Raw genomic sequence first — 23,232 nt, 5'->3', positions numbered from 1 at the left:
TGCAGCTTGAAGCTTGCAACTTTCGCGGAGCGAAAAAGATGATTAGTAAAGAAGGCCTTACCCACCACATTTCCGCGCAATTCAACGCCGAGCTTGAGGAAGTGCGCAGCCACCTCCTGGCCATGGGCGGGCTGGTGGAAAAGCAAGTCAACGACGCGGTGACCGCGCTGATCGAGGCCGACTCCGGGCTGGCCCAGCAGGTGCGCGAGATCGACGACCAGATCAACCAGATGGAACGCAACATCGATGAAGAATGCCTGCGCATTCTGGCCCGTCGTCAGCCGGCAGCGTCCGACCTGCGCCTGATCATCAGCATTTCCAAGTCGGTGATCGACCTGGAGCGCATCGGTGACGAAGCGACCAAGATCGCCCGTCGTGCCATCCAGCTGTGCGAAGAAGGCGAAGCGCCGCGCGGTTACGTCGAAGTGCGTCACATCGGCGACCAGGTGCGCAACATGGTCCGCGATGCACTGGACGCCTTTGCCCGTTTCGACGCCGAACTGGCCTTGTCGGTGGCGCAGTACGACAAGATCATCGACCGCGAATACAAGACTGCCCTGCGTGAGCTGGCTACCTACATGATGGAAGATCCGCGTTCCATTTCGCGGGTTCTGAGCATTATCTGGGTGCTGCGTTCGCTGGAGCGTATCGGCGACCACGCGCGCAATATCTCGGAGCTGGTGATCTACCTGGTACGCGGCACCGACGTGCGGCACCTGGGTCTCAAGCGCATGAAGGAAGAAGTCGAAGGAACAACCGGCGAAAGCGCTAATGTTCCGGGCAAAACTGACGATAAGTAAGGTTGCCCAAGTAAAGCGCCCGGCCTTTTGGCCGGGCGTTTTTGTTTGAGCTTCACGAATTCGAAAAGCAGCACCCCGCGAACGAAAAGTCCGGCGTGACTGAAGGTTTTTGGCAATGTGCCATCAGCAAGGCGGTATGCTGGCCGGGATTTTTTAAAGGGGTTTTGGATGAGTAAGGTCAATGTGTTGGTCGTGGACGACGCGTCGTTCATTCGTGACCTGGTGAAGAAGTGCCTGCGCAACTATTTCCCGGGCATGCGGATTGAAGACGCGATCAACGGCAGAAAGGCCCAGGCCATGCTGGCCAAGGAAGCCTTCGACCTGGTCCTGTGCGACTGGGAAATGCCGGAAATGTCCGGCCTGGAACTGCTGACCTGGTGCCGCGAGCAAGACACCCTCAAAACAATGCCCTTCGTGATGGTCACCAGCCGTGGCGACAAGGAGAACGTTGTCCAGGCGATCCAGGCCGGAGTTTCCGGTTACGTCAGCAAGCCGTTCACCAACGAGCAACTGATCACCAAGGTCAAGCAGGCGCTGCACAAGGTCGGCAAACTCGACGCCTTGATCAACGTAGCCGCAACCAAAACCAGCCCTGCCTTCGGTAACGACTCCCTTGCCGCCTTGACCGGTGGCAAGGCACCCGTAGCGACCCCAACGGTCGCACCCGCACCGTCCAAAGGCTTGCTCAACAGTCCACCGGTCAAGACGCCTGCGACCTCCTCGGCACCCACCAGTGGCCGTGGCCAGGGTCAACTGCGTTTGCCGAACGGCATCGCGCAATGTGTGATCAAGGCCTTGAGCCTCAAGGAAGCCCTGTTGGTGGTCAAACGCACCGAGACCCTGCCGCAGATCCTCGACAGCGCCGTGCTGGACCTTGAGCAGGGCGACAACGCCGAAATCGCCCGCCTCAACGGTTACCTGCACGCCGTCGTGGCCCACGAACCGAAGCCCGACAGCGACTGGCTGCAACTGACCTTCCGCTTTGTCGACCAGGATGCGCAGAAGCTCGATTACATCTCCCGCCTGATTGCACGGGGTACGGCGCAGAAGCACTTTATTCCTGGCGCTTGATATAAGGTCGCCTGACAGTCCGCTTTCGCGAGCAGGCTCGCTCCCACATTTGTAATGCGTTCTCTTGTGGGAGCGAGCTTGCTCCGGGCGGCGATCCGACGATGGGCCATCACTGTTACCGCACATCTGCTGAACACCTTTTCTGAAACAACTGCCGACTACCCGGGTCCATTGCAGCTGCTAGGCTCAATCCCAGATCTCACTCGACAGAATCCTTGCTCATGTTCACGCGCCTGCTGTTTTTATGTGGCTTGTTCATGGTCGCCACCTCGGCCGTGGCCATGACCATCTACAAGTCCAAGGACGCCTATGGCGTGGTTTCCTACAGCGACCGCCCCAGCAAGGGCGCCCATGTGTTCGTTTTTCGCGATGGCATGGTCGAGCACCTTGAGCGTCAGGTGCGCCTCATCATCATGAAGAAGAACGGCGTGCACAGCGTGTACGTGCGCAATGACCTGTATGCGCCGGTAGAAGTCGAATTGAGTTTTGCCGGGGTGAAGAACGCCAGCGGCGTGCCGGGCGGGACGATTCGGCGGGTGATACCGCTACGCAGCAGCGTTCGTCTGGCGCGGCTCACGGCGACTAAAGGCGGGAGGCCCCTCGCATACGTCCCGAAGTTCAAATACTCCCTGGGCGACCCCTCTGGGCCCACGGTGGGCTATCGGTACCCGTTGCCCTGGCGTGGTGGACCATTCCGGATCAGTCAGGGCGCCAATGGCCCCTACAGCCACTTCGGGCCCAAGAGCCGATATGCCATAGACATCGCAATGCCTGAGGGCACGCCGATCATTGCCGCGCGAGGCGGGGTGGTGGTGAAAACCGAGAACAGGCAGAGCGGGCGCGGCACCGACGCTTCCGGCAATTTCGTGCGGGTGCTGCACGATGACGGGACCATGGGTGTTTACCTGCACCTGAAGAAAGGTTCGGTCTGCGTTCGGGAAGGTCAGCGGGTAACGGTAGGCAGTGCGTTGGCGTTGTCCGGCAACACCGGCAACAGCACCGGGCCGCATTTGCACTTCGTGGTGCAGCGCAATACCGGGCTGGGGCTGGTATCGATTCCGTACCAGTTCAACCAGCCGGTGGGTGCGCTGCCCAACTTTGCGTTGGGCGGGAAGTGAAGTTTTCGGTGATCAACTGTGGCGAGGGGGCAAGCCCCCTCGCCACAAAATGCCCTTCAGCCGCAGATCAATCCAGCATCAACACCTTGGCCAGAACGATCTTCGGCCCTTTCATCTTCTTGATGATGATCCGCAGGCCTTCGACTTCCAGCACTTCTTCCTCTTCCGGAACGCGCTTGAGGCTCTCATAGACCAGCCCGGCAAGGGTTTCGGCTTCGACGTGGTCGAGGTCGATGCCCAGCAACCTTTCAACCTTGAAAAGTGGCGTATCGCCCCGCACCAGCAGCTTGCCCGGCTGATACGCGAGGATCCCGCGTTCGGCCTTGCGGTGTTCGTCCTGGATGTCGCCGACCAGCACTTCCAGCACGTCTTCCATGGTCAGGTAGCCGATGATGTTGCCGTCGGCCTCTTCGACCACGGCGAAGTGCGAGCCGCCCTTGCGGAACTGCTCCAGCAACTGCGACAGCGGCATGTGCCGCGACACGCGCTCCAGCGGGCGAGTCAGTTCGGCCAGGTTGAACGACTCGGGAATGTGGTCCAGCGCCGCCAGTTCCAGCAGCAGATCCTTGATGTGCAGCAGGCCGACGAACTCCTGGCGCTCGCTGTCGTACACCGGGTAGCGGCTGAACTTGTGGCGACGGAACATCGCCAGGATCTGTTTGAGTGGTGCGTTGAACTCCAGGGTCACCAGGTCTTCGCGGGAGTTGGCCCAGTCGACCACTTCCAGTTCACCCATTTCCACTGCCGAGGCCAGCACGCGCATGCCTTGGTCGCTCGGGTCCTGGCCACGGCTGGAGTGCAGGATCAGTTTCAGTTCTTCCCGGCTGTAGTGATGCTCGTGATGCGGGCCGGGTTCACCTTGCCCCGCAATGCGCAGGATAGTGTTGGCGCTGGCGTTGAGCAGGTAGATGGCCGGGTACATGGCCCAATAGAACAGGTACAGCGGCACGGCGGTCCACAGCGACAGCAACTCGGGTTTGCGGATGGCCCAGGATTTGGGGGCCAGTTCGCCGACCACGATGTGCAGGTACGAAATGATGAAGAAGGCGGTGAAGAACGAGATGCCTTTGACCACTTCGGCCGACTCGACGCCGACTGCGCTCAACACCGGCTCAAGAATGTGGGCAAACGCGGGTTCACCGACCCAACCCAGGCCCAGGGAGGCGAGGGTGATACCCAATTGGCAAGCCGACAGGTAAGCATCGAGCTGACTGTGCACGGTGCGCAGGATGTGCCCGCGCCAGCCGTTTTTGTCAGCGATGGCCTCGACCCGGGTCGAGCGCAATTTGACCATGGCAAATTCCGCCGCAACGAAAAATCCGTTGAGCAAAACCAGGATCAGAGCAAAAAGAATCATGCCGAAGTCGGCGAAAATTGTAGCGAGGGTCAAGCCAGGGGAAGGGTCCATGATGGAGTTTTGCGGGTTCCGTATATTCGAGTGGGAAGTAAAAAACCGCGCCTGAAAGGCAGGCACAAGTCAGCCAATGTAGCGGCTGACCGGCCAGTTGCCTAGTGGCGCGTGCTGGCCGGTATCAGTCAGCGGTGCTGATAACCCGTGATTTGGTGACCTGGGCCGGGGCAAAGTGGCAGGTAAAGGTACTGCCGTGGCCCGGCACGCTGCTGATTTCCATGCGTGCCCGATGTCGTAACAAGACGTGTTTGACGATCGCCAACCCCAGGCCGGTGCCCCCGGTGTTGGAGTTGCGGCTGGAGTCGACGCGATAGAAGCGTTCGGTCAGGCGCGGCAGGTGTTTGTTATCGATGCCGATCCCGGAATCCTGCACGCTCAGGTGCGCCCCCTGGTCATCGCCCCACCAGCGAATACGGATATTGCCTTCGGCCGGGGTGTATTTCACCGCGTTGAACACCAGGTTGGAAAACGCGCTGCGCAACTCCGCTTCGCTGCCCTTGAGCAGAATCGTCGGGTCGGCTTCCAGGGTGATGTTCTGGTTTTTCTGGCCGGACAACTGCTGCGCGTCACTCTTGATCGATTGCAGCAAGCCGTCGATCGGTACCGGCTGGTTGTCCGACGGATAATCGGTGGCTTCCAGCTTGGCCAGCAACAACAGGTCGTTGAGCAGGGTCTGCATGCGTCCGCCTTGTTGCTGCATCTGCTGCAAGGCACGGCCCCAGCGCGGGTTCACCTCGTCGACGTTATCGAGCAAGGTTTCCAGGTAACCGCAGATCACCGTCAACGGTGTGCGCAGTTCATGGGAAACGTTGGCGATGAAGTCTTTGCGCATTTGCTCAAGCTGATGGATGCGCGTCACATCGCGCACCAGCATCAAGTGTTCGTTGTTGCCGTAGCGGGTGATGTACAGCTGAATGCGCACGCGGTCGTTGGTTGGCGAAGGGATTTCCAGCGGCTCAGCGTAGCTGTCTTGCTCGAAGTATTCCTTGAAGCGCGGATGGCGCACCAGGTTGGTCACCGGTTGGCCGCTGTCCTGTGGCGTCTTGAGGCCCAGCAGAGTTTCGGCGGCGCGGTTCCACCATTCCAGGTTGCCGTCGGTGTCGAGCATGATCACCGCATCCTTGAGCGCGGCGGTGGACTCCTGAACCCGGTCGATCACCGCTTGCAGGCGCCCGCGTACCCGTTGGTCGCGGCGTTGCAGGTGGTAGATGCTGTCGAACACCTCGCCCCACAGGCCGTAGCCGTCGGGTGGCGCTTCATCGGGTTTGTGCAGGCGCAGCCACTCGTGCAGACGCAGCAATTGCTTGAGGGTCCAGGCCAGGTAAAGACCCAGGCCTGCGGCGAGGCTCCAGCCGTAATAGCCGGTAATCAGGCCGATCACCAGGCAGGCGGTGACCAGCAGCAGCATGTGGCGAATCAGGGTGCCATGCCAGTTTTGGTTCACTTGACGCGCGTCCTTGTCAGCTTGTCGGGCGGTAAAGGTCCGGGTCAGGCTTTGGTAGAAAAGCGGTAACCGGTGCCGCGCACGGTTTGTACCAGATTTTCGTAAGCATCGCCGAGGGCTTTGCGCAGGCGACGAATGTGCACGTCGACGGTACGCTCTTCAACGTAGACGTTGCCGCCCCAGACCTGATCCAGCAACTGGCCACGCGTGTAGGCGCGCTCCTGGTGGGTCATGAAAAATTGCAGCAGGCGGTATTCGGTCGGGCCCATCTCGGCAGGACGGCCGTCGATGGTCACCCGGTGGCTGATCGGGTCCAGCAGCAGGCCGCCGACTTCGATTGGCGCCTCGCCATCGGTCGGGCCGGCACGGCGCAGCACGGCCTTCAGGCGCGCTACCAGCTCACGGGGGGAAAACGGCTTGGTGATGTAGTCGTCGGCGCCGACTTCCAGGCCCTGGATCTTGTTGTCCTCTTCACCTTTGGCAGTGAGCATGATGATCGGGATGTCCCCGGTCAATTCATCACGCTTGAGACGACGGGCCAGCTCGATGCCGGACGTGCCGGGCAGCATCCAGTCGAGCAGGATCAGGTCCGGTTTGCGGTCGACGATAATGGCGTGGGCCTGCTGGGAGTTTTCAGCCTCCAGGCAGTCATAGCCGGCCATTTCCAACGCAACGGCGATCATTTCGCGAATAGGCGCTTCGTCGTCGACGATCAGAATGCTCCTGCCAACCATGCCCTTAATCCTCTTGTCATTTAACTGTCTTGCGCCGCATTAGATAACGGAATTATTGCAGTCGTGTGACAGTATTTTAGTCGGTCGGCGATTGGCGGGATCCTGGGCTAAGCTTTAAGTCCGAATCCTGACAACCACAAAAGGAAGGTTTCCATGAAGCAAATCTCGCAATCCTTCAAGGCTCTGCTACTGGTCGCGGCGTTTTCCTTGCCGACCATGGCCTTCGCGGCTGAGCCGGCGATGATGAAAGACGGCATGATGGTCGACCATAAGGGCATGACCTTGTACACGTTCGACAAGGACACTGGCGGCACGTCGGTATGCACCGGTGAGTGTGCAAAACACTGGCCGCCGCTCAAGGCTGAAGCGGGTGCCAAGGCTGAAGGTAAATGGACAGTCGTCCAGCGTGACGATGGCACGATGCAATGGGCCTACGACGGCAAGCCGCTGTACTACTACGACGACGACAAGAAGCCCGGAGACAAGACGGGCGACATGAAGAACAAGGTCTGGCACGTCCTCCAAGGGCCGAAGATGTAAGACATCTCATGTAGGAGCGAGCTTGCTCGCGATGAGCGTGAACGATTATGCGGGCTGTCTGGATAACCGCGTCGCTTTCAAATTCATCGCGAGCGGGCTCGCCCCTACACACGATATGGCGTCAACGCACCGCGTAATCCAAAACAATCCCCACAAAAATCGCCAACCCTGCCCAATGGTTGTGTAAAAACGCCTTGAAGCAACGCATGCGGTCCCTGTCGCGGGTGTACCAGAACTCCCAGGCAAAGCAGCCCGCGGCCGCCAGTAATCCAAGGTGGAACCAGCCACCGAGGTCGAACTTCGAACCCGCCAGCAACAGGCAACCCAGCGCCAGCCCTTGCAGGGTCAGGATGATCGCCCGGTCCGCGTCGCCGAACAGAATCGCCGTGGATTTCACGCCGATCTTCAGGTCGTCATCGCGGTCGGTCATCGCGTAATACGTGTCGTAACCCACGGTCCACATCAGGTTGGCGATCCACAGCAGCCATGCGACAGCCGGCAATTCACCGGTTTCTGCGGTGAACGCCATCGGCATCCCCCACGAAAATGCAGCGCCCAGCACCACTTGCGGGTAATAGGTGTAGCGCTTCATGAATGGGTAACTGAACGCCAGTGCCAGGCCGCCCAACGACAACCAAATGGTCGCGGCATTGGTGCACAGCACCAGCAGGAAACTCACGCCCATCAGCAGTGCGAAGAATACCAGTGCCTCTTTGGAGCTGATCTTGCCGCTCACCAGCGGCCGCTGCTCGGTACGCTTCACATGACCATCGACCTTGCGGTCCGCCCAGTCGTTGATCACGCAGCCGCCAGCGCGAGTCAGTACCACGCCAAGGACGAAAATCACAATGTTGGCCAGGGAGGGCGAACCCTTGCCGGCAATCCATAGCGCCCACAGCGTAGGCCAGAGCAGCAGGTAAATGCCGATCGGCTTGTCCATGCGGGTCAGCTGAATGAAATCCCAGGCCCGAGGGTTCAAGCGGTTCAAGGACTTGAGCAGGCTTTGGTACATCAACGGTTCTCCGATTGGGCGCAGGCGGCGTCCCACAGGGAAGGCAGGAAAATTTCGGCCACCAAAACGCTCAAGGCGCCGCGGTCGAAGCGCGAGCGGCGGCCCCACAGTCCAGGCGATTGCACCTCGGCGGGCAGCCACGCTTGCGGATAATGGCAAACCTCGATGGCCCGGCGCTGGAAGGCCTGATCGCAAAACAGCAATTCGCCCAGCGAGCGGCTGCCCAGTTCGTCCATGTGCAAGCCGTCGCCTTGCAATGCACTGCGTGACGCCACGCTGCGCGCAAACACCCACGCCTGGCCATGACCACGCAAATACACCTCGCGGACCCAGCCCTCACTGCCATCGGCCATGTCCAGTGCTGCGCATTCGTCGGCACGCAGGGGCTGCCAGCCTTCGAACATCGGCGAGACGCTGAAGGCGTCATTCGACAGATGAATCAGACGTCTGGTCAGCGAGCCTTCGTCGAACAGCCAGTCGAGGGTGGAGGCATCGGGGAGGGGCGCCAGTTCGCTGCGCGAGAGCCAGAGAGGAGCTGGAGAGGGGGATTCTGTGTGATGCACAATGAGTCATTATTGGCAGCAAATGAGGCGGCGAGCTTAACATGTCAGCCGCCGATATCGATTGAAATGGCCTGCCGTTGCGCCGAACAGGCTTGCATCCGATGGCTCCGATCAGTACAAAACGCGCTGAGTTGGACGGCAGTGCTACAACCATCGACCGTCCGGCCGGCAAAACGCCTGAACCCTGAGGAAGTACCTGATGAAAAAGTGGCAATGTATCGTCTGCGGCCTGATCTACAACGAAGCCGACGGTTGGCCGGATGACGGCATTGCGCCGGGCACCCGTTGGGAAGACGTCCCGGCAGACTGGCTGTGCCCGGACTGCGGTGTGGGCAAAATGGATTTTGAAATGATCGAAATCGCTGCCTGAATAATTGAGGAGTAAGGAATGAACGCACCTGTCGTAATCATTGGCACCGGCCTGGCTGGCTACAACGTGGCCCGCGAGTTTCGCAAACTCGATAGCGAAACCCCGCTGCTGCTGATTACCGCCGATGACGGGCGCTCCTACTCCAAGCCGATGCTCTCCACCGGCTTCGGCAAAAACAAGGATGCCGACGGCCTGAGCATGGCCGAACCCGGCGCCATGGCCGAACAGCTCAAGGCTGAAATACGCACCCACACGCGCATCAGCGGCATCGACCCGGGCCACAAGCGCTTGTGGATCGGTGAAGAAGCGGTGATCTACCGCGACCTGATCCTGGCCTGGGGCGCCGAAACCGTGCGAGTACCCATTGAAGGCGACGCGGCAGACTGCGTGTTCCCGATCAACGACCTGGAAGACTACGCACGCTTCCGTGCGGCGGCGGCCGGCAAGCGCCGCGTGCTGCTGCTCGGCGCCGGCCTGATCGGCTGCGAGTTCGCCAACGACCTGACCCTGGGTGGCTACGAAGTGCAGCTGGTTGCGCCGTGCGAACAAGTCATGCCGACCCTGTTGCACCCGGCGGCCGCCGCTGCGGTGCAGGCAGGGCTCGAAAGCCTTGGCGCTCGCTTCCACCTCGGGCCGGTGCTCAACCGCCTGCAGCGCGTGGCTGACGGCCTGGAAGCGCACCTGTCCGATGGCCAGGTGATCCCGTGCGACGTGGTGGTCTCGGCCATTGGCCTGCGACCGCGCGTCGACCTGGCGGCTGCGGCCGGTCTGCAGGTCAACCGCGGCATCATGGTCGACCGGCACCTGAAGACCTCCCACGCCAACATCTACGCCCTGGGCGACTGCGCCGAGGTCGACGGGCTGAACCTGCTGTACGTGATGCCCCTGATGAGCTGTGCGCGAGCGCTGGCGCAAACCCTGGCCGGCAACCCGACCGCCGTCACCTATGGCCCGATGCCGATCACCGTCAAGACCCCGGTTTGCCCGTTGGTGGTGTCCCCGCCGCCACGGGGCGCAGAGGGCATCTGGACAGTCGAAGGGCAGGGCGCCGACATCAAGGTTTTATGCCGCGATGCCGCGGGCAAGCTGCTCGGTTACGCCCTCACCGGTGCCGCCGTGATGGAAAAACTGGCCCTGAACAAAGAGCTTCCGGCCCTGTTGGCATAAATACCGGTCGTTCTGTCGGAATCACCCCCCTTTTGCCCTAACAATGGCCGCGCCGATACTGGCGCGGGGCCTCACTGCGTGCCATCCTCACTCCCGTCTGCCGCAGAGTAGAGCATCTGCGGCGCTTTGGGCGCTGCTCCGTAGAGAGCAGCACGGACATAACAACAACAAACCGTCAAAGGGGCTTCACTCACATGCGTAAACCAGACCTCGCTGCAGCCATTGCTGAAAAAGCAGACCTCACCAAAGAACAAGCCAACCGCGTTCTCAACGCCGTTCTTGAAGAAATCACCGGTGCCCTGCACCGCAAAGACAGCGTGACGCTGGTGGGCTTCGGCACCTTCCTGCAACGCCATCGCGGTGCCCGCACCGGCAAAAACCCGCAAACCGGTGAACCCGTCAAAATCAAGGCCAGCAACACCGTTGCTTTCAAGCCTGGGAAATCGTTGAAAGACAGCGTTAATCCGTAATCCGTTTTCACCTTCCGCGTAGCGGGGGAGTGGAATAAAAAATGGGCACGCCAACCAGGGTTGGGTGCCCATTTTTTGTGGGTGCGAATCAGCCAAGCCCGCTTTGTTGCTTGGCGAGAACCGCCGCCATTTCCGGCTCATCCAGATGATCCAGCGCCCGCTCTACCAGCAAATGCGCCCCCTCAGCCACTCGACTGATCGCCAAGGCTACTGAGCGGCGTGAGCCGTCTACATCATCGGCCAGGTCAGCGGCAATGGCGCTGATGGACAGCAGATCTTCCGAGGCGTTGGCCAGGAGTGCTTCGGTGTTGATGTCCGGGCAGACGCTGAAGAGTTGGCCGCTGCGTTTCGTTGAGCTCCTACAGAATGTGTTTCGTTTGGTGTAGGAGTGGTGTGTGGAGTGGTCTTGAAGGAAGTTTTGATAATTGTGACTTGGTGGTCATCGTGAGGGTAATAGTTCTGATCTTCTTCTAACGCAAGCAGATACTGGTGTTATCGCCTGAAGCCGTTAAACTGCCCCAGCCGTTCATTTTCCTTCTGAGGCTGTGCGCATGAAATTTCGTTTTCTGCTGTGGATGCTGGGTTTGTTGATGGGTAAGGCCAGCCGGAATAATCCGGCGTTTCAGCAGCAGCTGGGTGACAAGGACCTGGTGTTTCAGCTGCAGACCCTGGACGGGAAAGTGGCGCGGCATTTCCGCGTGAAGGACCAGCGCATCACCAGTCAATCGGGTGTGCATGCCGAGCCTGCGTTTGCGATTGCCTTTAAAGACGCCGCGTATGGCTTTGCCACGATGCAGGCGAAGAACAAGCAGCTGGCGTTCATGACGGGGATTCAGGACAAGTCGATTCAGATCAAGGGCAACCCGGCGCTGGTGATCTGGTTCCAGGGGCTGACGAAGTATTTGAAGCCGAAGAAGGTGTAGGAGCGAGCTTGCTCGCGAGAAACTCAAGCCCCCCGCGGTTATCCAGGATGCACGCGTCATCGTTGACGACTTTCGCGAGCAAGCTCGCTCCTACAAGGTTTTGGTGATCCTTGTGGGAGCGAGCTTGCTCGCGATGCTTTTCAGCCTTGAGTGAATTGCGATGCCAATTCGCGCAGCAGCATCTCGGCTTCCAGCACTTTGCTTACCACGTCGTTGGCTTTTTCGCGGCTCAGGCCGAGGCGTTCGAGCAGGGCGTCGGGGATGTCTTCGTCGGGGCCGGAGCCGATGTTACGGCTGCGCAGCAGGCGCACGGCCAGGCAGACCAGGTTCGGGTACTCGGCGTAGGCGCCGTCGTAGGCCGGGTCGTGCTGGAAGCGCAGCGCTGTGGACAGTTCTTCGGGCATGTCCCAGTGGCGCATCAGCCATGCGCCGATTTGTTCGCGGCTGATGCCCAGCAGGTGTTGCTCGATGTAGCTGTGGCACAGGTGCGGGTTGACCTCCAGGTGACGGCAGATCAGCGAGAAGTGCGGCGGGAACACATGGGCCAGCAGCAGGTAGCCGAAGTTGTGCAGCAGGCCGGCGAGGTAGGTCAGGCCGGCTTCCGGACGCTGGGCGCGCGGCATGGCGCGGGTCAGGCCTTCGATGACGGCGGCGGTGTAGATCGATTGCTGCCAGTACGGGGTGGAGTGTTGCGGGTGGTCCTTGGGCAGGCTCAGGGTTTTGCCCAGGGCCAGGCCCAGCGCCAGGTTGATCACCAGGTCGAAGCCCAGCACGCGCACGATGGCGTCTTCAACGGAGCGGATCTTTCCCGGCGACGCGTAGTAGGGCGATGCCGCCCAGCTCACCACTTGTGCGGCCAGCGCCGGGTCGGTTTCGACCACGCCGGTGATGTCGTCGATGGTGGCGTTGGGGTCGACGCGCAGCTTGATGATTTTTTGCGCGGTTTCGGCCAGCGGCGGAATTTCGATGGTCGCTTCCAGACGCTGCTGGATACGCCGTGCGGTGAACGCCTGGACGGCCTGGGTGATTTCCTCGCGGTCGTCATCGGGGCGGTCGAGGTTGGGACGGATGCTGGTCAGGTTTTCGCCGAAGTTGGCGGCGCTGGCCTTGGTCAGCATGGTCGCCTTGAAGTCTTCGCTGGTGATTTCCAGCAGCACGCCCGGCTCACCGGAGTTGATCAGCAACTTCGGCTCGCGCAGCAGGCTTTCGTCATACAGGCACGGTGAACTGGTCAGCGCCGGCAAGCCCGGCAGCAAGCTGAGATTGTGCTTGCCGAGCATTTTTGTCAGGCGTTCGGTGGGTACGGCGGCGAGGCGGCGACCGGTGAGTTCGGTCAGGCGATTGAGGTCCAGCAATTGGCTCTGCGGGAACAGCACCATCAATACGCCAATGCTGTCATCCAGGAGAACAGCCTGCACTTTGCGCGCGGCATTGAGACCGTGACGGTCCAGCACTTCTTCGTAGGCAATGCCCAACTTGCCCAGCATCAGCCGAATAACCGACGGAGCGTGCGGGGTGTCGGGTGCGAAGGCAACGTCGGTCATGGTCTGTATCCGGACTTAAACAATTGCAGGAGTATAACCAGCTTGCTTGGGGCCACGCCTCAGAAACCGTGACGGTTGTCACACTTGGCCGTATTGTTGGCCATGACGCAGCCATCGATCGAGTAGCGGGCTGACGTGGGTCGGCCAGCGCTCGAGCAATGCCTGGGCGGCATCCCGCACGGCGGGCAGCAAATCGGCATCGCGCATCAGGTCGGCGACCTTGAATTGAAGTAAACCTGTCTGCCGGGTGCCGAGCATTTCGCCGGGGCCGCGCAGTTCCAGATCCTTTTCGGCGATGACGAAACCATCGTTGGTTTCACGCATGATGCCCAGGCGCTGGCGGCCGATCTGCGACAGCGGCGGATGGTAGAGCAGCACGCAATGGCTGACGGCGCTGCCCCGGCCGACGCGGCCGCGCAACTGGTGCAATTGCGCCAGGCCCAGGCGTTCAGGATTCTCGATGATCATCAGGCTGGCGTTGGGCACGTCCACGCCGACTTCGATCACCGTGGTCGCGACCAGCAATTGCAGGTTGCCGGCCTTGAATTCGGCCATCACCGCGGCTTTTTCCGCAGGCTTCATGCGGCCGTGGATCAGCCCGACTTTCAGTTCGCCGAGGGCGGCGGTAAGGTCCTCAAAAGTGGTTTCGGCGGCCTGGCAGGTCAGCTCTTCCGACTCTTCGATCAGCGTGCACACCCAATAGGCCTGACGCCCTTCGGCGCAAGCGCTGCGCACTCGCTCGATGACTTCGACCCGCCGGGTGTCGGTGATCAGTACGGTGTTGACCGGGGTTCGGCCGGGGGGCAGTTCGTCGAGGATCGAGGTGTCGAGGTCGGCGTAGGCACTCATGGCCAGCGTGCGCGGAATCGGCGTGGCGGTCATGATCAGCTGATGCGGGCACATGCGCCCGCCGACGCCTTTCTGCCGCAGGGCCAGACGCTGCTGTACGCCGAAACGGTGCTGTTCGTCGATGATCACCAGTGCCAGGTTCTTGAATTGCACTTCGTCCTGGAACAGCGCGTGGGTGCCGACCACCATCGGCGTGCCGTTGGCGATTTGCTCCAGCGCGGCGACGCGGTTCTTGCCCTTGAGCTTGCCGGCCAGCCATGCGACTTCAATGCCCAGCGGCTCGAGCCAGCGCTTGAAGGTGATGAAGTGCTGCTCGGCGAGAATCTCGGTGGGCGCCATCAGCGCGACCTGATAACCGGCCTCCAGCGCTTGAAGTGCGGCAAGGGCGGCGACCACGGTTTTGCCGGCGCCGACATCGCCCTGGATCAGCCGTAGCATCGGTTCGTGCTGGCTGAGGTCATAGGCGATTTCGTTGCCGACCCGCTGCTGGGCACCGGTCGGGCTGAAGCCGAGGTTGGCCAGGTATTTGGCTGGCAGCTTCGTTGCCTTGGGCATCGCTGGAGCACGCAGGGCGCGCATGCTTTCTCGCAGGCGCTGTTGCGACAGTTGATGGGTCAGCAGTTCTTCGAAAGCCAGACGGTGCTGCGCCCAGTGGTGACCGAGGGCCAGTTCATCGACGTCGGCATCGGCGGGCGGGTTGTGCAGGTAGCGGATCGCATCGGCCAGCGGCGCCAGTTGGTAGTCGCGGGCCAGTTCGCTCGGCAGCCAGTCGGGCAGGCTGCTGGGGCCGAGCAGGGTGAGGGTCTGCATGCACAACTGGCGCAAGCGCTGTTGGGTCAGGCCCTCGGTGAGCGGGTAGACCGGGGTCAGGGTTTCATCCACTGGCGGCGGTTCGTCGCCGGTGATGGCGCGGTATTCCGGGTGGTAGATCTCCAGCCCCGAAGCACCGGGCCGCGCTTCGCCGTAGCAGCGAATCCGCGTGCCGCGTTTGAGGCCTTCCTTTTGCGCGTTGCTGAAATGGTAGAAGCGCAGGCTGAGTCCGCCGGTGCCATCCTGCAACCGGACCACCAGGCTGCGCCGACGCCCCATGACCACATCGGCACCGCTGACAGTGCCTTCGATGACCGCATCCTGACCGGGCCGCAGTGCGCCGATCGGCACCACGCGAGTGCGGTCCTGATAACGCAGGGGCAGGTGAAACAACACGTCCTGGAGGTTTTCCAGGCCGACCTTGGCCAGTTTCTCGGCCATGGCTTCACCGACACCCTTGAGTGCCGTCACCGACACTTGCGACAACTCGCTCATGACCGTTGCTTAGCCCGCAGCGACTTGCGCCGCTGGCTTGGCCACCGAGCACAGGCGAATGGAGTCGGCGAGGATTTCAATCGCTTTCGGGCGCGGGAAACTGGCGCGCCAGGCAATGGCCACGGTGCGGAACGGTACGGGTGCCGACAACGGACGCACCTCGATCACGCCGGGGGCGTAGTGATGGCTGTCGACCGCCGACAACGGCAGGATCGAAATCCCGAGACCCGAGGCGACCATGTGGCGAATGGTTTCCAGGGAGCTGGATTCCACGGTTGTGTGCTTGGCGCCGTCGTTGCCTTTGGTCAGGGTCGGGCAGGCTTCCAATACCTGATCGCGGAAGCAGTGGCCTTCGCCGAGCAGCAGCAGGCTCTTGTCATTGAGCAGGCTGGCGTCGATGGATTCCTTTTGTGTCCACGGGTGCTGCGCCGGCATCAGCACGTAGAACGGCTCGTCGTAGAGCTGCAGGGTCAACACGTCGGCTTCATTGAACGGCAGGGCGATGATGATCGCGTCGAGCTCGCCGTTGCGCAGTTTGTCGCGCAGCACGTGGGTGAAGTTTTCTTCGATGTACAACGGCATCTGCGGGGCGACCCGGTGCAGTTGTGGAATCAGATGCGGAAACAGGTACGGCCCGACGGTGTAGATCGCGCCGACTTTGAGTGGGGCGGTCAGCTGGTTCTTGCCGGCCTGGGCCAGTTCGCGGATGCCTTGGGCTTGTTCCAATACCTTTTGGGCCTGGGCCACGATGCCTTCGCCGACCGGCGTCAGGCGCACGGCGCTTTTGCTGCGCTCGAAAATCAGCACACCGAGTTCGTCTTCAAGCTTTTTCACACCCACCGACAGGGTCGGCTGGCTGACGTGGCAACGCTCGGCCGCGTGGCCGAAGTGCTGCTCTTGGGCGAGGGTAACGATGTAGCGTAATTCTGTGAGGGTCATAGCAAGCGTCCATGTAGTTGCGGGCCAAGCATACCGGCTGCAATCGATAGACGCACGTTATCAGACTGAGTGTGTCGAGTGACACCGGGTAATCCCAGTTTGCCGCTGGCAGATATGCAAAAGGCACCTTTCGGTGCCTTTTGGGCTTGGAACGCGAGCTTCCTGCTGGCAGAAATCTCTGTGGGAGCGAGCTTGCTCGCGATGAGGGCCCAGCATTCGACATCTGCGTTGAATGTTAGACCGCTATCGCGAGCAAGCTCGCTCCCACAGGGGCAGTACAGTTTTAACGGCGGCGTTTTTCCAGCGAATAAACAAACGGTGCAACGATTTCGATGGAGCCATTGGTCAGCATGTCGGCCGGTGGCTTGGGCAGCGGTTGGGCGCGACGGATCATTTCCAGAGTGGCCCGGTCCAGATCGGCAGTGCCCGAGGCTCCTACCAGCTCAAACGACAACACATTGCCTTCGGCATCCACGACGAAGCGCAGACGGTTCATGCCTTCCTTGCCCCGCGCCTGGGCACTTGCAGGGTACTTTTTGTACTTCTGCAGGTGTGCCAACAGCGTGCCTTGCCAACTGGCCTTGGCCGCCAATTGAGCAGGCGATGGACCCGGCGCAGGCTGGGCGGATTTCTCCGTTGGTGCCTGAGTCTGTTGCGTTTCGGCAGGCTTTTCCTCGGCCGGTTTTTCCTTCGGCGGTTCGGGTTTTTTCTCTACCGGCTTGGGCGGTTGCGGCTTCGGCTTGGGTTTGACCGGCTTGGGCACGGCAATTTCAGCTTTTGGCGCTTCAGCGAGCTTGGGTATCGGCAGTTCTTCAACCGGAGCCGGTGGCTGCGGCGGGGTGACGACCTTCGGCGGAGCAGGCGGTGGCGGGGCAGGAACCGGTGCCAGTTCGACCATCATTGCCTGAGGGGGCAATTCGATGGGCGGACGGGCGGACCAGTTCAACGCCAGCGCGATGGCCAGCGCGTGAACGCCCAGCACCACGGCCAGGCTACCGCTGTAACGCGTCAGCTTATGGCGCGTCGTGATCATTTCTTGGCTGCCGTCTCGAGTCCGACCAGACCTACCTTCAGGTAACCGGCGGAACGCAGGTTGTCCATCACGCTCATCAGATCGCCGTAATCCACGCCTTTGTCGGCCTGGAAGAAGATTGTCGTGTCTTTCTTGCCCTGGGTCTTGGCGTCGAGGGTGGCGCCGAGTGCGTCGGCCTTCACTTCGTCTTCACCAAGGAACAGGCGCTGGTCAGCCTTGACACTGAGGAACACCGGTTTCTCTGGCCGCGGAGCCGGCTTGGCGGTCGAGGCGGGCAGGTCGACCTTGATGTCCACGGTGGCCAGCGGGGCCGCCACCATGAAAATGATCAACAGCACCAACATCACGTCAATGAACGGCGTAACGTTGATTTCGTGGTTTTCGGACAGATCGTCGTCTGCCCCTTCTTTCAAATGCAGGCCCATGGCCGATTACCCCACTTTCACCATGTGCGGTTGCGAGCTGCGCTCAGGCTGGTGGTCGAGGTCGCGGCTGACCAGCAGCAGGACCTGTGCCGACGCATCGGACACCTGAGCCTTGTAACCGGCGATGGAGCGGGCAAAGACGTTGTAGATCACGACCGCAGGGATAGCTGCAACCAGGCCCAGCGCGGTAGCCAGCAGGGCTTCGGCGATACCGGGGGCGACGACGGCGAGGTTGGTGGTCTGGGTCTTGGCGATGCCGATGAAGCTGTTCATGATGCCCCACACGGTACCGAACAGGCCGACGAACGGCGCGGTGGAACCGATGGTGGCCAGCACGCCGGTGCCGCTGCTCATGTTGCGACCGCAGGCCGCGACCAGGCGCTCAAGACGGAAGCTGACGCGTTCCTTGATGCCTTCTTTCTCACGGCTGTTGACCGACAGGCGCATCTCTTCAAGGGCGTCATGTACCAGCAGGTTGGCCAGGGTGCCTTCCTTCGCCGCGGTGGCGCTGGCTTCCTTGAGGGAGGCGGATTTTTTCAGTTGGGCGATTTCACCGCGCAGACGACGCTTGGCGCCCATCAGCTCAAGACCCTTGGCGATCCAGATGGTCCAGGTGATGATCGAGGCGATGGCCAGGCCGATCATCACGATTTTCACGATGATGTCGGCGTTCTTGTACATGCCCCACGGCGACAGGTCGTGGGCCATGCCCAGGGTGTTGTCGGCTTCGAGGACTTCAGGGACGTCTTCACCCAACGCTTCTGTCGGTGCGGCCTGGGCAGGATCGGTCGCGACCGGAGCAACGGCCGGGGCGGCGTGATCGGCCGGAGCAGGCGCGGTGGCGGCTGGTGTGGCTGGCGCCTGGGCATCGGCGAAAGCGGCGACTGGCGCGAGCATCAGGCTGAAGAACAGGGCGGCCACCGCGCTCCAGGCGCGAGGTCGTTTGGTTGGCGAAGCGGAGAGTTGATTGCGTGTCATGCTGGCCGGACCTGAGAGAAAAAACGGGTGATGTTCTTCCAGGCCTCGAAGGCCGAGAACAAAAGTGGGGAGGCATTATTGCAAGTAATTCTTGTTAACAGAAGTAATAGCGTCTCTTTTTTTCCTGCATTACTAGCCGCCTGTCTGTTGCCGGCGCTAGTCTGTGGCTTTCCGATGGGAGTTTTCTGATGTCTGCGCCTACTGTTTTGATCGCCGGCTGCGGTGATGTCGGCAGCCGCCTGGCCACACAATTGCTGGCGGCGGGATGGGAGGTCCATGGTCTGCGACGCGACGTTTCACGGCTGCCCAAGGGCGTCATCGGCGTGGCCGGTGACCTGTTTAACAAAGACTGCCCGGACACTTGGCCAATCGGCGCCGTGGATTACCTGGTGTATTGCGCGGCGGCCACCGATCACGACGAAGCCGGTTACCGCGCTGCGTATGTTCAGGGGCTGGAGCATGTGCTGGAGTGGCTGGACGACTACGGGCAGATGCCCAATCGCCTGTTGTTCGTTTCCAGCAGCAGTGTCTACGGTCAGCAGAATGGCGAATGGGTCGACGAGGCTTCACCGGCCGTGGCGGCGGGCTACTCCGGACGTGTGATGCTCGAAGCCGAGCAACTTGCCCTCAAGAGCGGCATTCCGGCCAGTATCGTGCGCCTGACCGGCATTTACGGTCCCGGCCGTGAATGGCTGCTGACCCAGGTGCGCCGGGGTTATCGCGTGGCGGTCGAGCCACCGTTGTATGCCAATCGGATTCATGCCGACGATGCCGCAGGGTTGATCGCGTGTCTGCTTGAGGCGGATCGGCGTGGGGTGGCGCTGGATGATGTCTACATCGGCGTCGATGATGCGCCGGCAGCGCTGGCCGATGTGGTGGGCTGGTTGCGCGAATATCTGGGTGTGACCGAATGGTCCGATGACGACAGCGTGCGTCGCACTGGCAGCAAGCGCTGCAGTAATGCGCGGGCCAAAGCGTTGGGCTGGACGCCGAAGTATCCGAGTTTTCGCGAGGGGTATGCGGCGATCATTGAAGGGCGCTGCTGACTTCCAGGCACCGTAAACACCTGTGGGAGCGAGCTTGCTCGCGATGGCGGCATAACAGTCAACGATAATGTTGGATGTTATGGCCTCATCGCGAGCAAGCTCGCTCCCACAGTGTTTCGTGGTGCTTTCAAGGGACGCTTATTGCTTCTCCAGCAACCACTTGCGATCACCCGGCGTGTATTGAGGCATCTCGTCCGCCTGCGCCGTGTTCACGGTCTGGAAAATCTCCAGCTCTTTGCCCTTGCGCGCAAAGATCCAGGCGTTGCCCTGGCCATTGAGTTGCAGCCACATGTTGTCATTGCCGCCGCTCATGGATGCGCAATCGCCGGCCAGGCACAACGCATAACGGTCGCTGCCCGGCAGGCCGGTCACCTGGCCGTCGGCCTGGAATTGAACCGTGTTGCCTTCGCCCGGGCCGTTGACGATTGTCCAGCCGCCGCCCATGTAGGCTGAATACAGGGCGCGTTCGAAGGTGGCACCCATCGGTGCGCCATCCGGTACCTGGATCTGTACGCGGTCGAAGACTTGCTCAGGCTCATTGTCGCTGGCGGACTGGCTCAGTTGCTTGCCGTCACGCTTCAGTTCACTGGCCGAGCTGCCATAAAAGTCGACTTTCCAGGCGCCGGACTCTTCACCCAGCAGCTTGCCATCGACATTTTCAAAACCGTTGGTGTAGCGGGCCTGACCGGCCTTGGTGTTGATGTCCCATTCCAGGTTCGGGCCATAGGCCTGGAGCGCTTCACGCAGGGGGACGCCTTTGGCGGCAGCATCGATCGCCACCTGGTTGATCCAGGTGCCGCTGATGTCGCGGTCGGCAGGGTTGCTGGCACATCCGCCCAGGAACAGGGCAAGCAGCGAGAGAACAAGCGCGTTGCGCATGGTGGAATCCTTTCAAGCTTTCTTTACAGCAGAGCAGTCGGCGCAGCCCGAGGCTGCGCCGTACGCATTACTCGATGACCAGGATGGCATCCATTTCGACCTGCGAACCCTTTGGCAGGGCGGCTACGCCGATGGCGGCGCGTGCAGGGTAAGGCTGGTCGAAGTACTTGCCCATGATCTCGTTGACCTTGGCGAAGTGGCTCAGGTCGGTGAGGAAGATGTTCAGCTTGACGATGTCCTTGAACGAACCGCCGGCAGCTTCAGCCACGGCCTTGAGGTTCTCGAATACCTGGACGGTCTGGGCTTCGAAGCCTTCAACCAGTTCCATGGTTTTTGGGTCCAGGGGAATCTGACCCGACATGTAAACGGTGTTGCCAGCCTTGATCGCCTGGGAGTAAGTACCGATGGCGGCCGGGGCCTTGTCGCTGGTGATAACAGTCTTGGTCATGTAGGACTCCTTGTAATTAGGGGCTTAGGCGCGCATGCGGGTGATGCGAATCACCCCGGTCAAGGCGCGCAGTTTCTTGATCACGCGGGCCAGGTGCACGCGGTCGTGCACGCTGACCACCAACTGGACCACGCTGATGCGACCATCGCGTTCATCCATGCTGATTTTCTCGATGTTGCCGTCGGCGGCGTTGACGCTGCTGGCCAGCAGGGCGATCAGGCCGCGCTGGTGCTCCAGCTCGACGCGCAGCTCGACGTTGAATTCGCCGGTGACATCCTTGGCCCACGAGAGCTGGATGCATTTTTCCGGGTTGTGGCGGATTTCGCTGATATTGCGGCAGTTGTCCAGGTGCACGACCATGCCCTTGCCGGCGGACAGGTGGCCGACAATCGGGTCGCCCGGGATCGGGGTGCAACACTTGGCGTAGCTGAGCACCAGGCCTTCGGTGCCGCGAATCGCCAGCGGGCCTTCAGGGCTTGGCAACTGTTCGCCTTCGCCCAGCAACCGGCGGGCCACTACATAGGCCATGCGATTGCCCAGGCCGATATCTTCCAGCAGGTCTTCGATCAGTTCCAGGCGGTACTCGACCAGCATGGCCTTGACGCGCTCGGCCGGGATTTTCTCCAGCGAGCTGTCGAAGCCATTGAGGACCTTGTTCAGCAGGCGCTCGCCGAGGCTGATGGATTCGGAGCGGCGTTGCAGCTTCAGTGCGTGGCGTATGTGTGTGCGCGCCTTGCCGGTGACCACGAAGTTGAGCCAGGCCGGGTTAGGCCGTGCGCCGGGAGCGCTGACGATCTCGACCGTGGAGCCGCTTTGCAGTGGTTCGGACAGCGGCGCGAGTCGACGGTTGATCCGGCAGGCGATGCAGCTGTTGCCGACGTCGGTGTGCACCGCATAAGCGAAGTCGACCGCCGTGGAGCCCTTTGGCAGCTCCATGATCCGGCCTTTTGGCGTGAACACGTAGACCTCGTCCGGGAACAGGTCGATCTTCACGCTTTCGATGAATTCCAGCGAGTTGCCGGCGCGTTGCTGCATTTCCAGCACGCCTTTGACCCACTGGCGGGCGCGGGCGTGGGTGCCTTTCGGCTGCTCGTCGCCGCTGGATTTGTACAGCCAATGGGCGGCGATGCCGTTGTTGGCCATCTCTTCCATTTCGCGGGTGCGGATCTGGATCTCGATCGGCACACCGTGCATGCCAAACAGCGTGGTGTGCAGCGACTGATAGCCGTTGGCCTTGGGGATCGCGATGTAATCCTTGAAGCGCCCCGGCAACGGTTTGTACAAATTATGCACAGCACCCAGCACGCGGTAGCAGGTATCGACCTTGTCGACGATGATCCGGAACGCGTAGACGTCCATGATCTCGTTGAAGGCCCGACGCTTGCCGCGCATTTTCTTGTAGATGCCGTAGAGGTGTTTCTGGCGACCGCTGACCTCGCCCTGGATGCCATCGATGGCCAGGCAGTGGCTCAGGGACTCTTCGATCTTGTTGACGATTTCCTTGCGGTTGCCCCGGGCGCGTTTGACGGCCTGGTAGATCCGCGCGGAACGCATCGGGTGCATGGCCTTGAAACCGAGGTCTTCGAACTCTATGCGGATGGCGTGCATGCCCAGCCGGTTGGCGATGGGCGCATAGATTTCCAGGGTTTCCTTGGCGATGCGCCGGCGTTTTTCGCCGGACAGCACTTCCAGCGTGCGCATGTTGTGCAGGCGGTCGGCCAGCTTGACCAGGATCACGCGAATGTCGCGGGCCATGGCCATGGCCATTTTCTGGAAGTTTTCGGCTTGGGCCTCGGCCTTGGTCTCGAAATTCATCTGGGTCAGTTTGCTGACCCCGTCGACGAGTTCGGCCACGGTTTCGCCGAACTGCGCTTGCAGCGCTTCCTTGGCAATGCCGGTGTCTTCGATCACGTCATGCAGCATCGCGGCCATCAGGCTCTGATGGTCCATGTGCATGTCGGCAAGAATATTCGCAACCGCGAGTGGGTGCGTGACGTACGCCTCGCCGCTACGGCGGCGTTGGCCGTCGTGGGCTTGTTCGGCGTAGAAATACGCTCGGCGGACCAGGTTGACCTGGTCCTTGCCGAGGTAGGTCGATAAGCGATCGGCGAGGGCGTCTATGCTCGGCATGATGTCTCCTGCCGTAAGCTTTTATCCCGCGCC

General features: G+C 61.1%; 23 protein-coding genes and 1 pseudogene. 9 read left to right on the top strand and 15 right to left on the bottom strand.

Annotated elements, in window-relative coordinates; all coding sequences use genetic code 11:
• The first annotated feature begins 38 nt into the window (after positions 1-38).
• The 3 genes from phoU to PSJE_RS19170 all read left to right on the top strand — a co-directional run bounded on the left by phoU (position 39) and on the right by PSJE_RS19170 (position 2,989).
• Positions 39-800: a phosphate signaling complex protein PhoU gene (phoU, locus tag PSJE_RS19180; RefSeq protein WP_057712724.1), complete on the top strand. Its 762-nt coding sequence runs from the start codon at positions 39-41 to the stop codon at positions 798-800.
• A 168-nt stretch (positions 801-968) separates the two neighbouring features.
• Positions 969-1,871 (top strand): response regulator, encoded by a 903-nt coding sequence (locus tag PSJE_RS19175; RefSeq protein ID WP_090452179.1) that lies wholly within the window; start codon positions 969-971, stop codon positions 1,869-1,871.
• Positions 1,872-2,092: 221 nt separating this feature from the next.
• Positions 2,093-2,989 (top strand): peptidoglycan DD-metalloendopeptidase family protein, encoded by an 897-nt coding sequence (locus tag PSJE_RS19170; RefSeq protein WP_090452177.1) that lies wholly within the window; start codon positions 2,093-2,095, stop codon positions 2,987-2,989.
• A gap of 67 nt (positions 2,990-3,056) precedes the next feature.
• Here the strand turns inward: PSJE_RS19170 and PSJE_RS19165 are convergent, their stop codons facing one another.
• The 3 genes from PSJE_RS19165 to phoB all read right to left on the bottom strand — a co-directional run bounded on the left by PSJE_RS19165 (position 3,057) and on the right by phoB (position 6,578).
• Complete coding sequence (locus PSJE_RS19165) at positions 3,057-4,397, bottom strand: hemolysin family protein (RefSeq protein WP_007975205.1); 1,341 nt, start codon at positions 4,395-4,397, stop codon at positions 3,057-3,059.
• A 124-nt stretch (positions 4,398-4,521) separates the two neighbouring features.
• The gene (gene phoR, locus PSJE_RS19160) at positions 4,522-5,808 is read right to left on the bottom strand and encodes a phosphate regulon sensor histidine kinase PhoR (RefSeq protein ID WP_219733298.1); all 1,287 of its coding nucleotides are present in this window, start codon (positions 5,806-5,808) and stop codon (positions 4,522-4,524) included.
• An 80-nt stretch (positions 5,809-5,888) separates the two neighbouring features.
• A complete protein-coding gene (gene phoB, locus PSJE_RS19155; RefSeq protein WP_003229608.1) occupies positions 5,889-6,578 on the bottom strand; it encodes a phosphate regulon transcriptional regulator PhoB in 690 nt (229 codons plus the stop codon).
• Positions 6,579-6,731: 153 nt separating this feature from the next.
• On the opposite strand from phoB, the gene PSJE_RS19150 reads away from it, so the two are divergent.
• On the top strand, positions 6,732-7,118 hold the full coding sequence (locus PSJE_RS19150; protein ID WP_090452175.1) for a COG4315 family predicted lipoprotein: 387 nt from the start codon (positions 6,732-6,734) through the stop codon (positions 7,116-7,118).
• Between the two features lie 121 nt (positions 7,119-7,239).
• Here the strand turns inward: PSJE_RS19150 and ubiA are convergent, their stop codons facing one another.
• Together ubiA and PSJE_RS19140 are read right to left on the bottom strand one after the other, a co-directional pair.
• On the bottom strand, positions 7,240-8,130 hold the full coding sequence (gene ubiA, locus PSJE_RS19145; RefSeq protein WP_057712729.1) for a 4-hydroxybenzoate octaprenyltransferase: 891 nt from the start codon (positions 8,128-8,130) through the stop codon (positions 7,240-7,242).
• Positions 8,130-8,693 carry a chorismate--pyruvate lyase family protein gene (locus PSJE_RS19140; protein ID WP_090452173.1) on the bottom strand — a complete coding sequence of 188 codons (564 nt, stop codon included), beginning with the start codon at positions 8,691-8,693 and terminating at the stop codon, positions 8,130-8,132. The genes ubiA and PSJE_RS19140 overlap by 1 nt, the downstream gene beginning before the upstream one ends.
• A gap of 199 nt (positions 8,694-8,892) precedes the next feature.
• Here PSJE_RS19140 and PSJE_RS19135 point away from each other — a divergent pair, with 199 nt between their 5' ends.
• The 3 genes from PSJE_RS19135 to PSJE_RS19125 all read left to right on the top strand — a co-directional run bounded on the left by PSJE_RS19135 (position 8,893) and on the right by PSJE_RS19125 (position 10,700).
• A complete protein-coding gene (locus PSJE_RS19135) occupies positions 8,893-9,063 on the top strand; it encodes a rubredoxin (protein WP_007995385.1) in 171 nt (56 codons plus the stop codon).
• Between the two features lie 18 nt (positions 9,064-9,081).
• Entirely contained in the window at positions 9,082-10,230 is a 1,149-nt protein-coding gene (locus tag PSJE_RS19130) for an NAD(P)/FAD-dependent oxidoreductase (protein ID WP_008045504.1), read from the top strand.
• Positions 10,231-10,424: 194 nt separating this feature from the next.
• Positions 10,425-10,700 (top strand): HU family DNA-binding protein, encoded by a 276-nt coding sequence (locus tag PSJE_RS19125; RefSeq protein WP_003195589.1) that lies wholly within the window; start codon positions 10,425-10,427, stop codon positions 10,698-10,700.
• 88 nt (positions 10,701-10,788) lie between these two features.
• Here PSJE_RS19125 and PSJE_RS31695 read toward each other — a convergent pair.
• Positions 10,789-11,049 (bottom strand): annotated as a pseudogene (locus PSJE_RS31695) (DUF6124 family protein); the annotation flags it as partial.
• A gap of 202 nt (positions 11,050-11,251) precedes the next feature.
• Between PSJE_RS31695 and PSJE_RS19115 the strand changes: the two are divergent.
• Complete coding sequence (locus tag PSJE_RS19115; RefSeq protein WP_090452172.1) at positions 11,252-11,623, top strand: helicase; 372 nt, start codon at positions 11,252-11,254, stop codon at positions 11,621-11,623.
• A 140-nt stretch (positions 11,624-11,763) separates the two neighbouring features.
• Here the strand turns inward: PSJE_RS19115 and PSJE_RS19110 are convergent, their stop codons facing one another.
• The 6 genes from PSJE_RS19110 to exbB form a co-directional block, all read right to left on the bottom strand.
• Positions 11,764-13,167 carry an aminoacyl-tRNA deacylase and HDOD domain-containing protein gene (locus PSJE_RS19110; RefSeq protein WP_057712733.1) on the bottom strand — a complete coding sequence of 468 codons (1,404 nt, stop codon included), beginning with the start codon at positions 13,165-13,167 and terminating at the stop codon, positions 11,764-11,766.
• 78 nt (positions 13,168-13,245) lie between these two features.
• Positions 13,246-15,321: an ATP-dependent DNA helicase RecG gene (gene recG / locus PSJE_RS19105; RefSeq protein ID WP_090452170.1), complete on the bottom strand. Its 2,076-nt coding sequence runs from the start codon at positions 15,319-15,321 to the stop codon at positions 13,246-13,248.
• A gap of 9 nt (positions 15,322-15,330) precedes the next feature.
• Positions 15,331-16,260 carry a hydrogen peroxide-inducible genes activator gene (locus PSJE_RS19100; RefSeq protein ID WP_008047093.1) on the bottom strand — a complete coding sequence of 310 codons (930 nt, stop codon included), beginning with the start codon at positions 16,258-16,260 and terminating at the stop codon, positions 15,331-15,333.
• A gap of 283 nt (positions 16,261-16,543) precedes the next feature.
• Entirely contained in the window at positions 16,544-17,293 is a 750-nt protein-coding gene (locus PSJE_RS19095) for an energy transducer TonB family protein (protein WP_015097375.1), read from the bottom strand.
• On the bottom strand, positions 17,290-17,718 hold the full coding sequence (gene exbD / locus PSJE_RS19090; RefSeq protein ID WP_057712735.1) for a TonB system transport protein ExbD: 429 nt from the start codon (positions 17,716-17,718) through the stop codon (positions 17,290-17,292). Before exbD ends, PSJE_RS19095 begins: the two co-directional genes overlap by 4 nt.
• A gap of 6 nt (positions 17,719-17,724) precedes the next feature.
• Entirely contained in the window at positions 17,725-18,696 is a 972-nt protein-coding gene (gene exbB, locus PSJE_RS19085; RefSeq protein WP_090452168.1) for a tonB-system energizer ExbB, read from the bottom strand.
• A gap of 188 nt (positions 18,697-18,884) precedes the next feature.
• On the opposite strand from exbB, the gene PSJE_RS19080 reads away from it, so the two are divergent.
• Positions 18,885-19,742, top strand: a complete 858-nt coding sequence (locus tag PSJE_RS19080; protein ID WP_090452166.1) for an SDR family oxidoreductase — start codon at positions 18,885-18,887, stop codon at positions 19,740-19,742.
• Positions 19,743-19,880: 138 nt separating this feature from the next.
• On the opposite strand, the gene PSJE_RS19075 is transcribed toward PSJE_RS19080, so the two are convergent.
• From PSJE_RS19075 to spoT, 3 genes are all read right to left on the bottom strand, one after another.
• Complete coding sequence (locus tag PSJE_RS19075) at positions 19,881-20,621, bottom strand: hypothetical protein (RefSeq protein WP_057712738.1); 741 nt, start codon at positions 20,619-20,621, stop codon at positions 19,881-19,883.
• Between the two features lie 67 nt (positions 20,622-20,688).
• Positions 20,689-21,069, bottom strand: a complete 381-nt coding sequence (locus tag PSJE_RS19070) for a RidA family protein (RefSeq protein ID WP_003229509.1) — start codon at positions 21,067-21,069, stop codon at positions 20,689-20,691.
• A gap of 24 nt (positions 21,070-21,093) precedes the next feature.
• Positions 21,094-23,199, bottom strand: coding sequence for a bifunctional GTP diphosphokinase/guanosine-3',5'-bis pyrophosphate 3'-pyrophosphohydrolase (spoT, locus tag PSJE_RS19065; RefSeq protein ID WP_008047084.1), 2,106 nt, complete (start codon positions 23,197-23,199; stop codon positions 21,094-21,096).
• Positions 23,200-23,232 lie beyond the last annotated feature (33 nt).

Origin of the sequence: Pseudomonas jessenii (genome assembly GCF_002236115.1) — a bacterium.
Taxonomy (GTDB): Bacteria; Pseudomonadota; Gammaproteobacteria; order Pseudomonadales; family Pseudomonadaceae; genus Aquipseudomonas; species Aquipseudomonas jessenii.
This window is presented reverse-complemented; position numbering and strand designations above follow the sequence as displayed.

Excerpts from the sequence above, each read along its gene's own strand:
- phoR (WP_219733298.1), bottom strand. The coding sequence starts at position 5,808 with ATGCTGCTGCTGGTCACCGCCTGCCTGGTGATCGGCCTGATTACCGGC.
- PSJE_RS19070 (WP_003229509.1), bottom strand. The coding sequence starts at position 21,069 with ATGACCAAGACTGTTATCACCAGCGACAAGGCCCCGGCCGCCATCGGT.
- PSJE_RS19115 (WP_090452172.1), top strand. The coding sequence starts at position 11,252 with ATGAAATTTCGTTTTCTGCTGTGGATGCTGGGTTTGTTGATGGGTAAG.
- exbB (WP_090452168.1), bottom strand. The coding sequence starts at position 18,696 with ATGACACGCAATCAACTCTCCGCTTCGCCAACCAAACGACCTCGCGCC.
- recG (WP_090452170.1), bottom strand. The coding sequence starts at position 15,321 with ATGAGCGAGTTGTCGCAAGTGTCGGTGACGGCACTCAAGGGTGTCGGT.
- PSJE_RS19080 (WP_090452166.1), top strand. The coding sequence starts at position 18,885 with ATGTCTGCGCCTACTGTTTTGATCGCCGGCTGCGGTGATGTCGGCAGC.
- PSJE_RS19170 (WP_090452177.1), top strand. The coding sequence starts at position 2,093 with ATGTTCACGCGCCTGCTGTTTTTATGTGGCTTGTTCATGGTCGCCACC.
- phoU (WP_057712724.1), top strand. The coding sequence starts at position 39 with ATGATTAGTAAAGAAGGCCTTACCCACCACATTTCCGCGCAATTCAAC.
- PSJE_RS19095 (WP_015097375.1), bottom strand. The coding sequence starts at position 17,293 with ATGATCACGACGCGCCATAAGCTGACGCGTTACAGCGGTAGCCTGGCC.
- PSJE_RS19165 (WP_007975205.1), bottom strand. The coding sequence starts at position 4,397 with ATGGACCCTTCCCCTGGCTTGACCCTCGCTACAATTTTCGCCGACTTC.
- PSJE_RS19175 (WP_090452179.1), top strand. The coding sequence starts at position 969 with ATGAGTAAGGTCAATGTGTTGGTCGTGGACGACGCGTCGTTCATTCGT.
- phoB (WP_003229608.1), bottom strand. The coding sequence starts at position 6,578 with ATGGTTGGCAGGAGCATTCTGATCGTCGACGACGAAGCGCCTATTCGC.
- PSJE_RS19150 (WP_090452175.1), top strand. The coding sequence starts at position 6,732 with ATGAAGCAAATCTCGCAATCCTTCAAGGCTCTGCTACTGGTCGCGGCG.
- PSJE_RS19130 (WP_008045504.1), top strand. The coding sequence starts at position 9,082 with ATGAACGCACCTGTCGTAATCATTGGCACCGGCCTGGCTGGCTACAAC.
- spoT (WP_008047084.1), bottom strand. The coding sequence starts at position 23,199 with ATGCCGAGCATAGACGCCCTCGCCGATCGCTTATCGACCTACCTCGGC.
- PSJE_RS19075 (WP_057712738.1), bottom strand. The coding sequence starts at position 20,621 with ATGCGCAACGCGCTTGTTCTCTCGCTGCTTGCCCTGTTCCTGGGCGGA.
- exbD (WP_057712735.1), bottom strand. The coding sequence starts at position 17,718 with ATGGGCCTGCATTTGAAAGAAGGGGCAGACGACGATCTGTCCGAAAAC.
- PSJE_RS19125 (WP_003195589.1), top strand. The coding sequence starts at position 10,425 with ATGCGTAAACCAGACCTCGCTGCAGCCATTGCTGAAAAAGCAGACCTC.
- PSJE_RS19135 (WP_007995385.1), top strand. The coding sequence starts at position 8,893 with ATGAAAAAGTGGCAATGTATCGTCTGCGGCCTGATCTACAACGAAGCC.
- ubiA (WP_057712729.1), bottom strand. The coding sequence starts at position 8,130 with ATGTACCAAAGCCTGCTCAAGTCCTTGAACCGCTTGAACCCTCGGGCC.
- PSJE_RS19110 (WP_057712733.1), bottom strand. The coding sequence starts at position 13,167 with ATGACCGACGTTGCCTTCGCACCCGACACCCCGCACGCTCCGTCGGTT.
- PSJE_RS19100 (WP_008047093.1), bottom strand. The coding sequence starts at position 16,260 with ATGACCCTCACAGAATTACGCTACATCGTTACCCTCGCCCAAGAGCAG.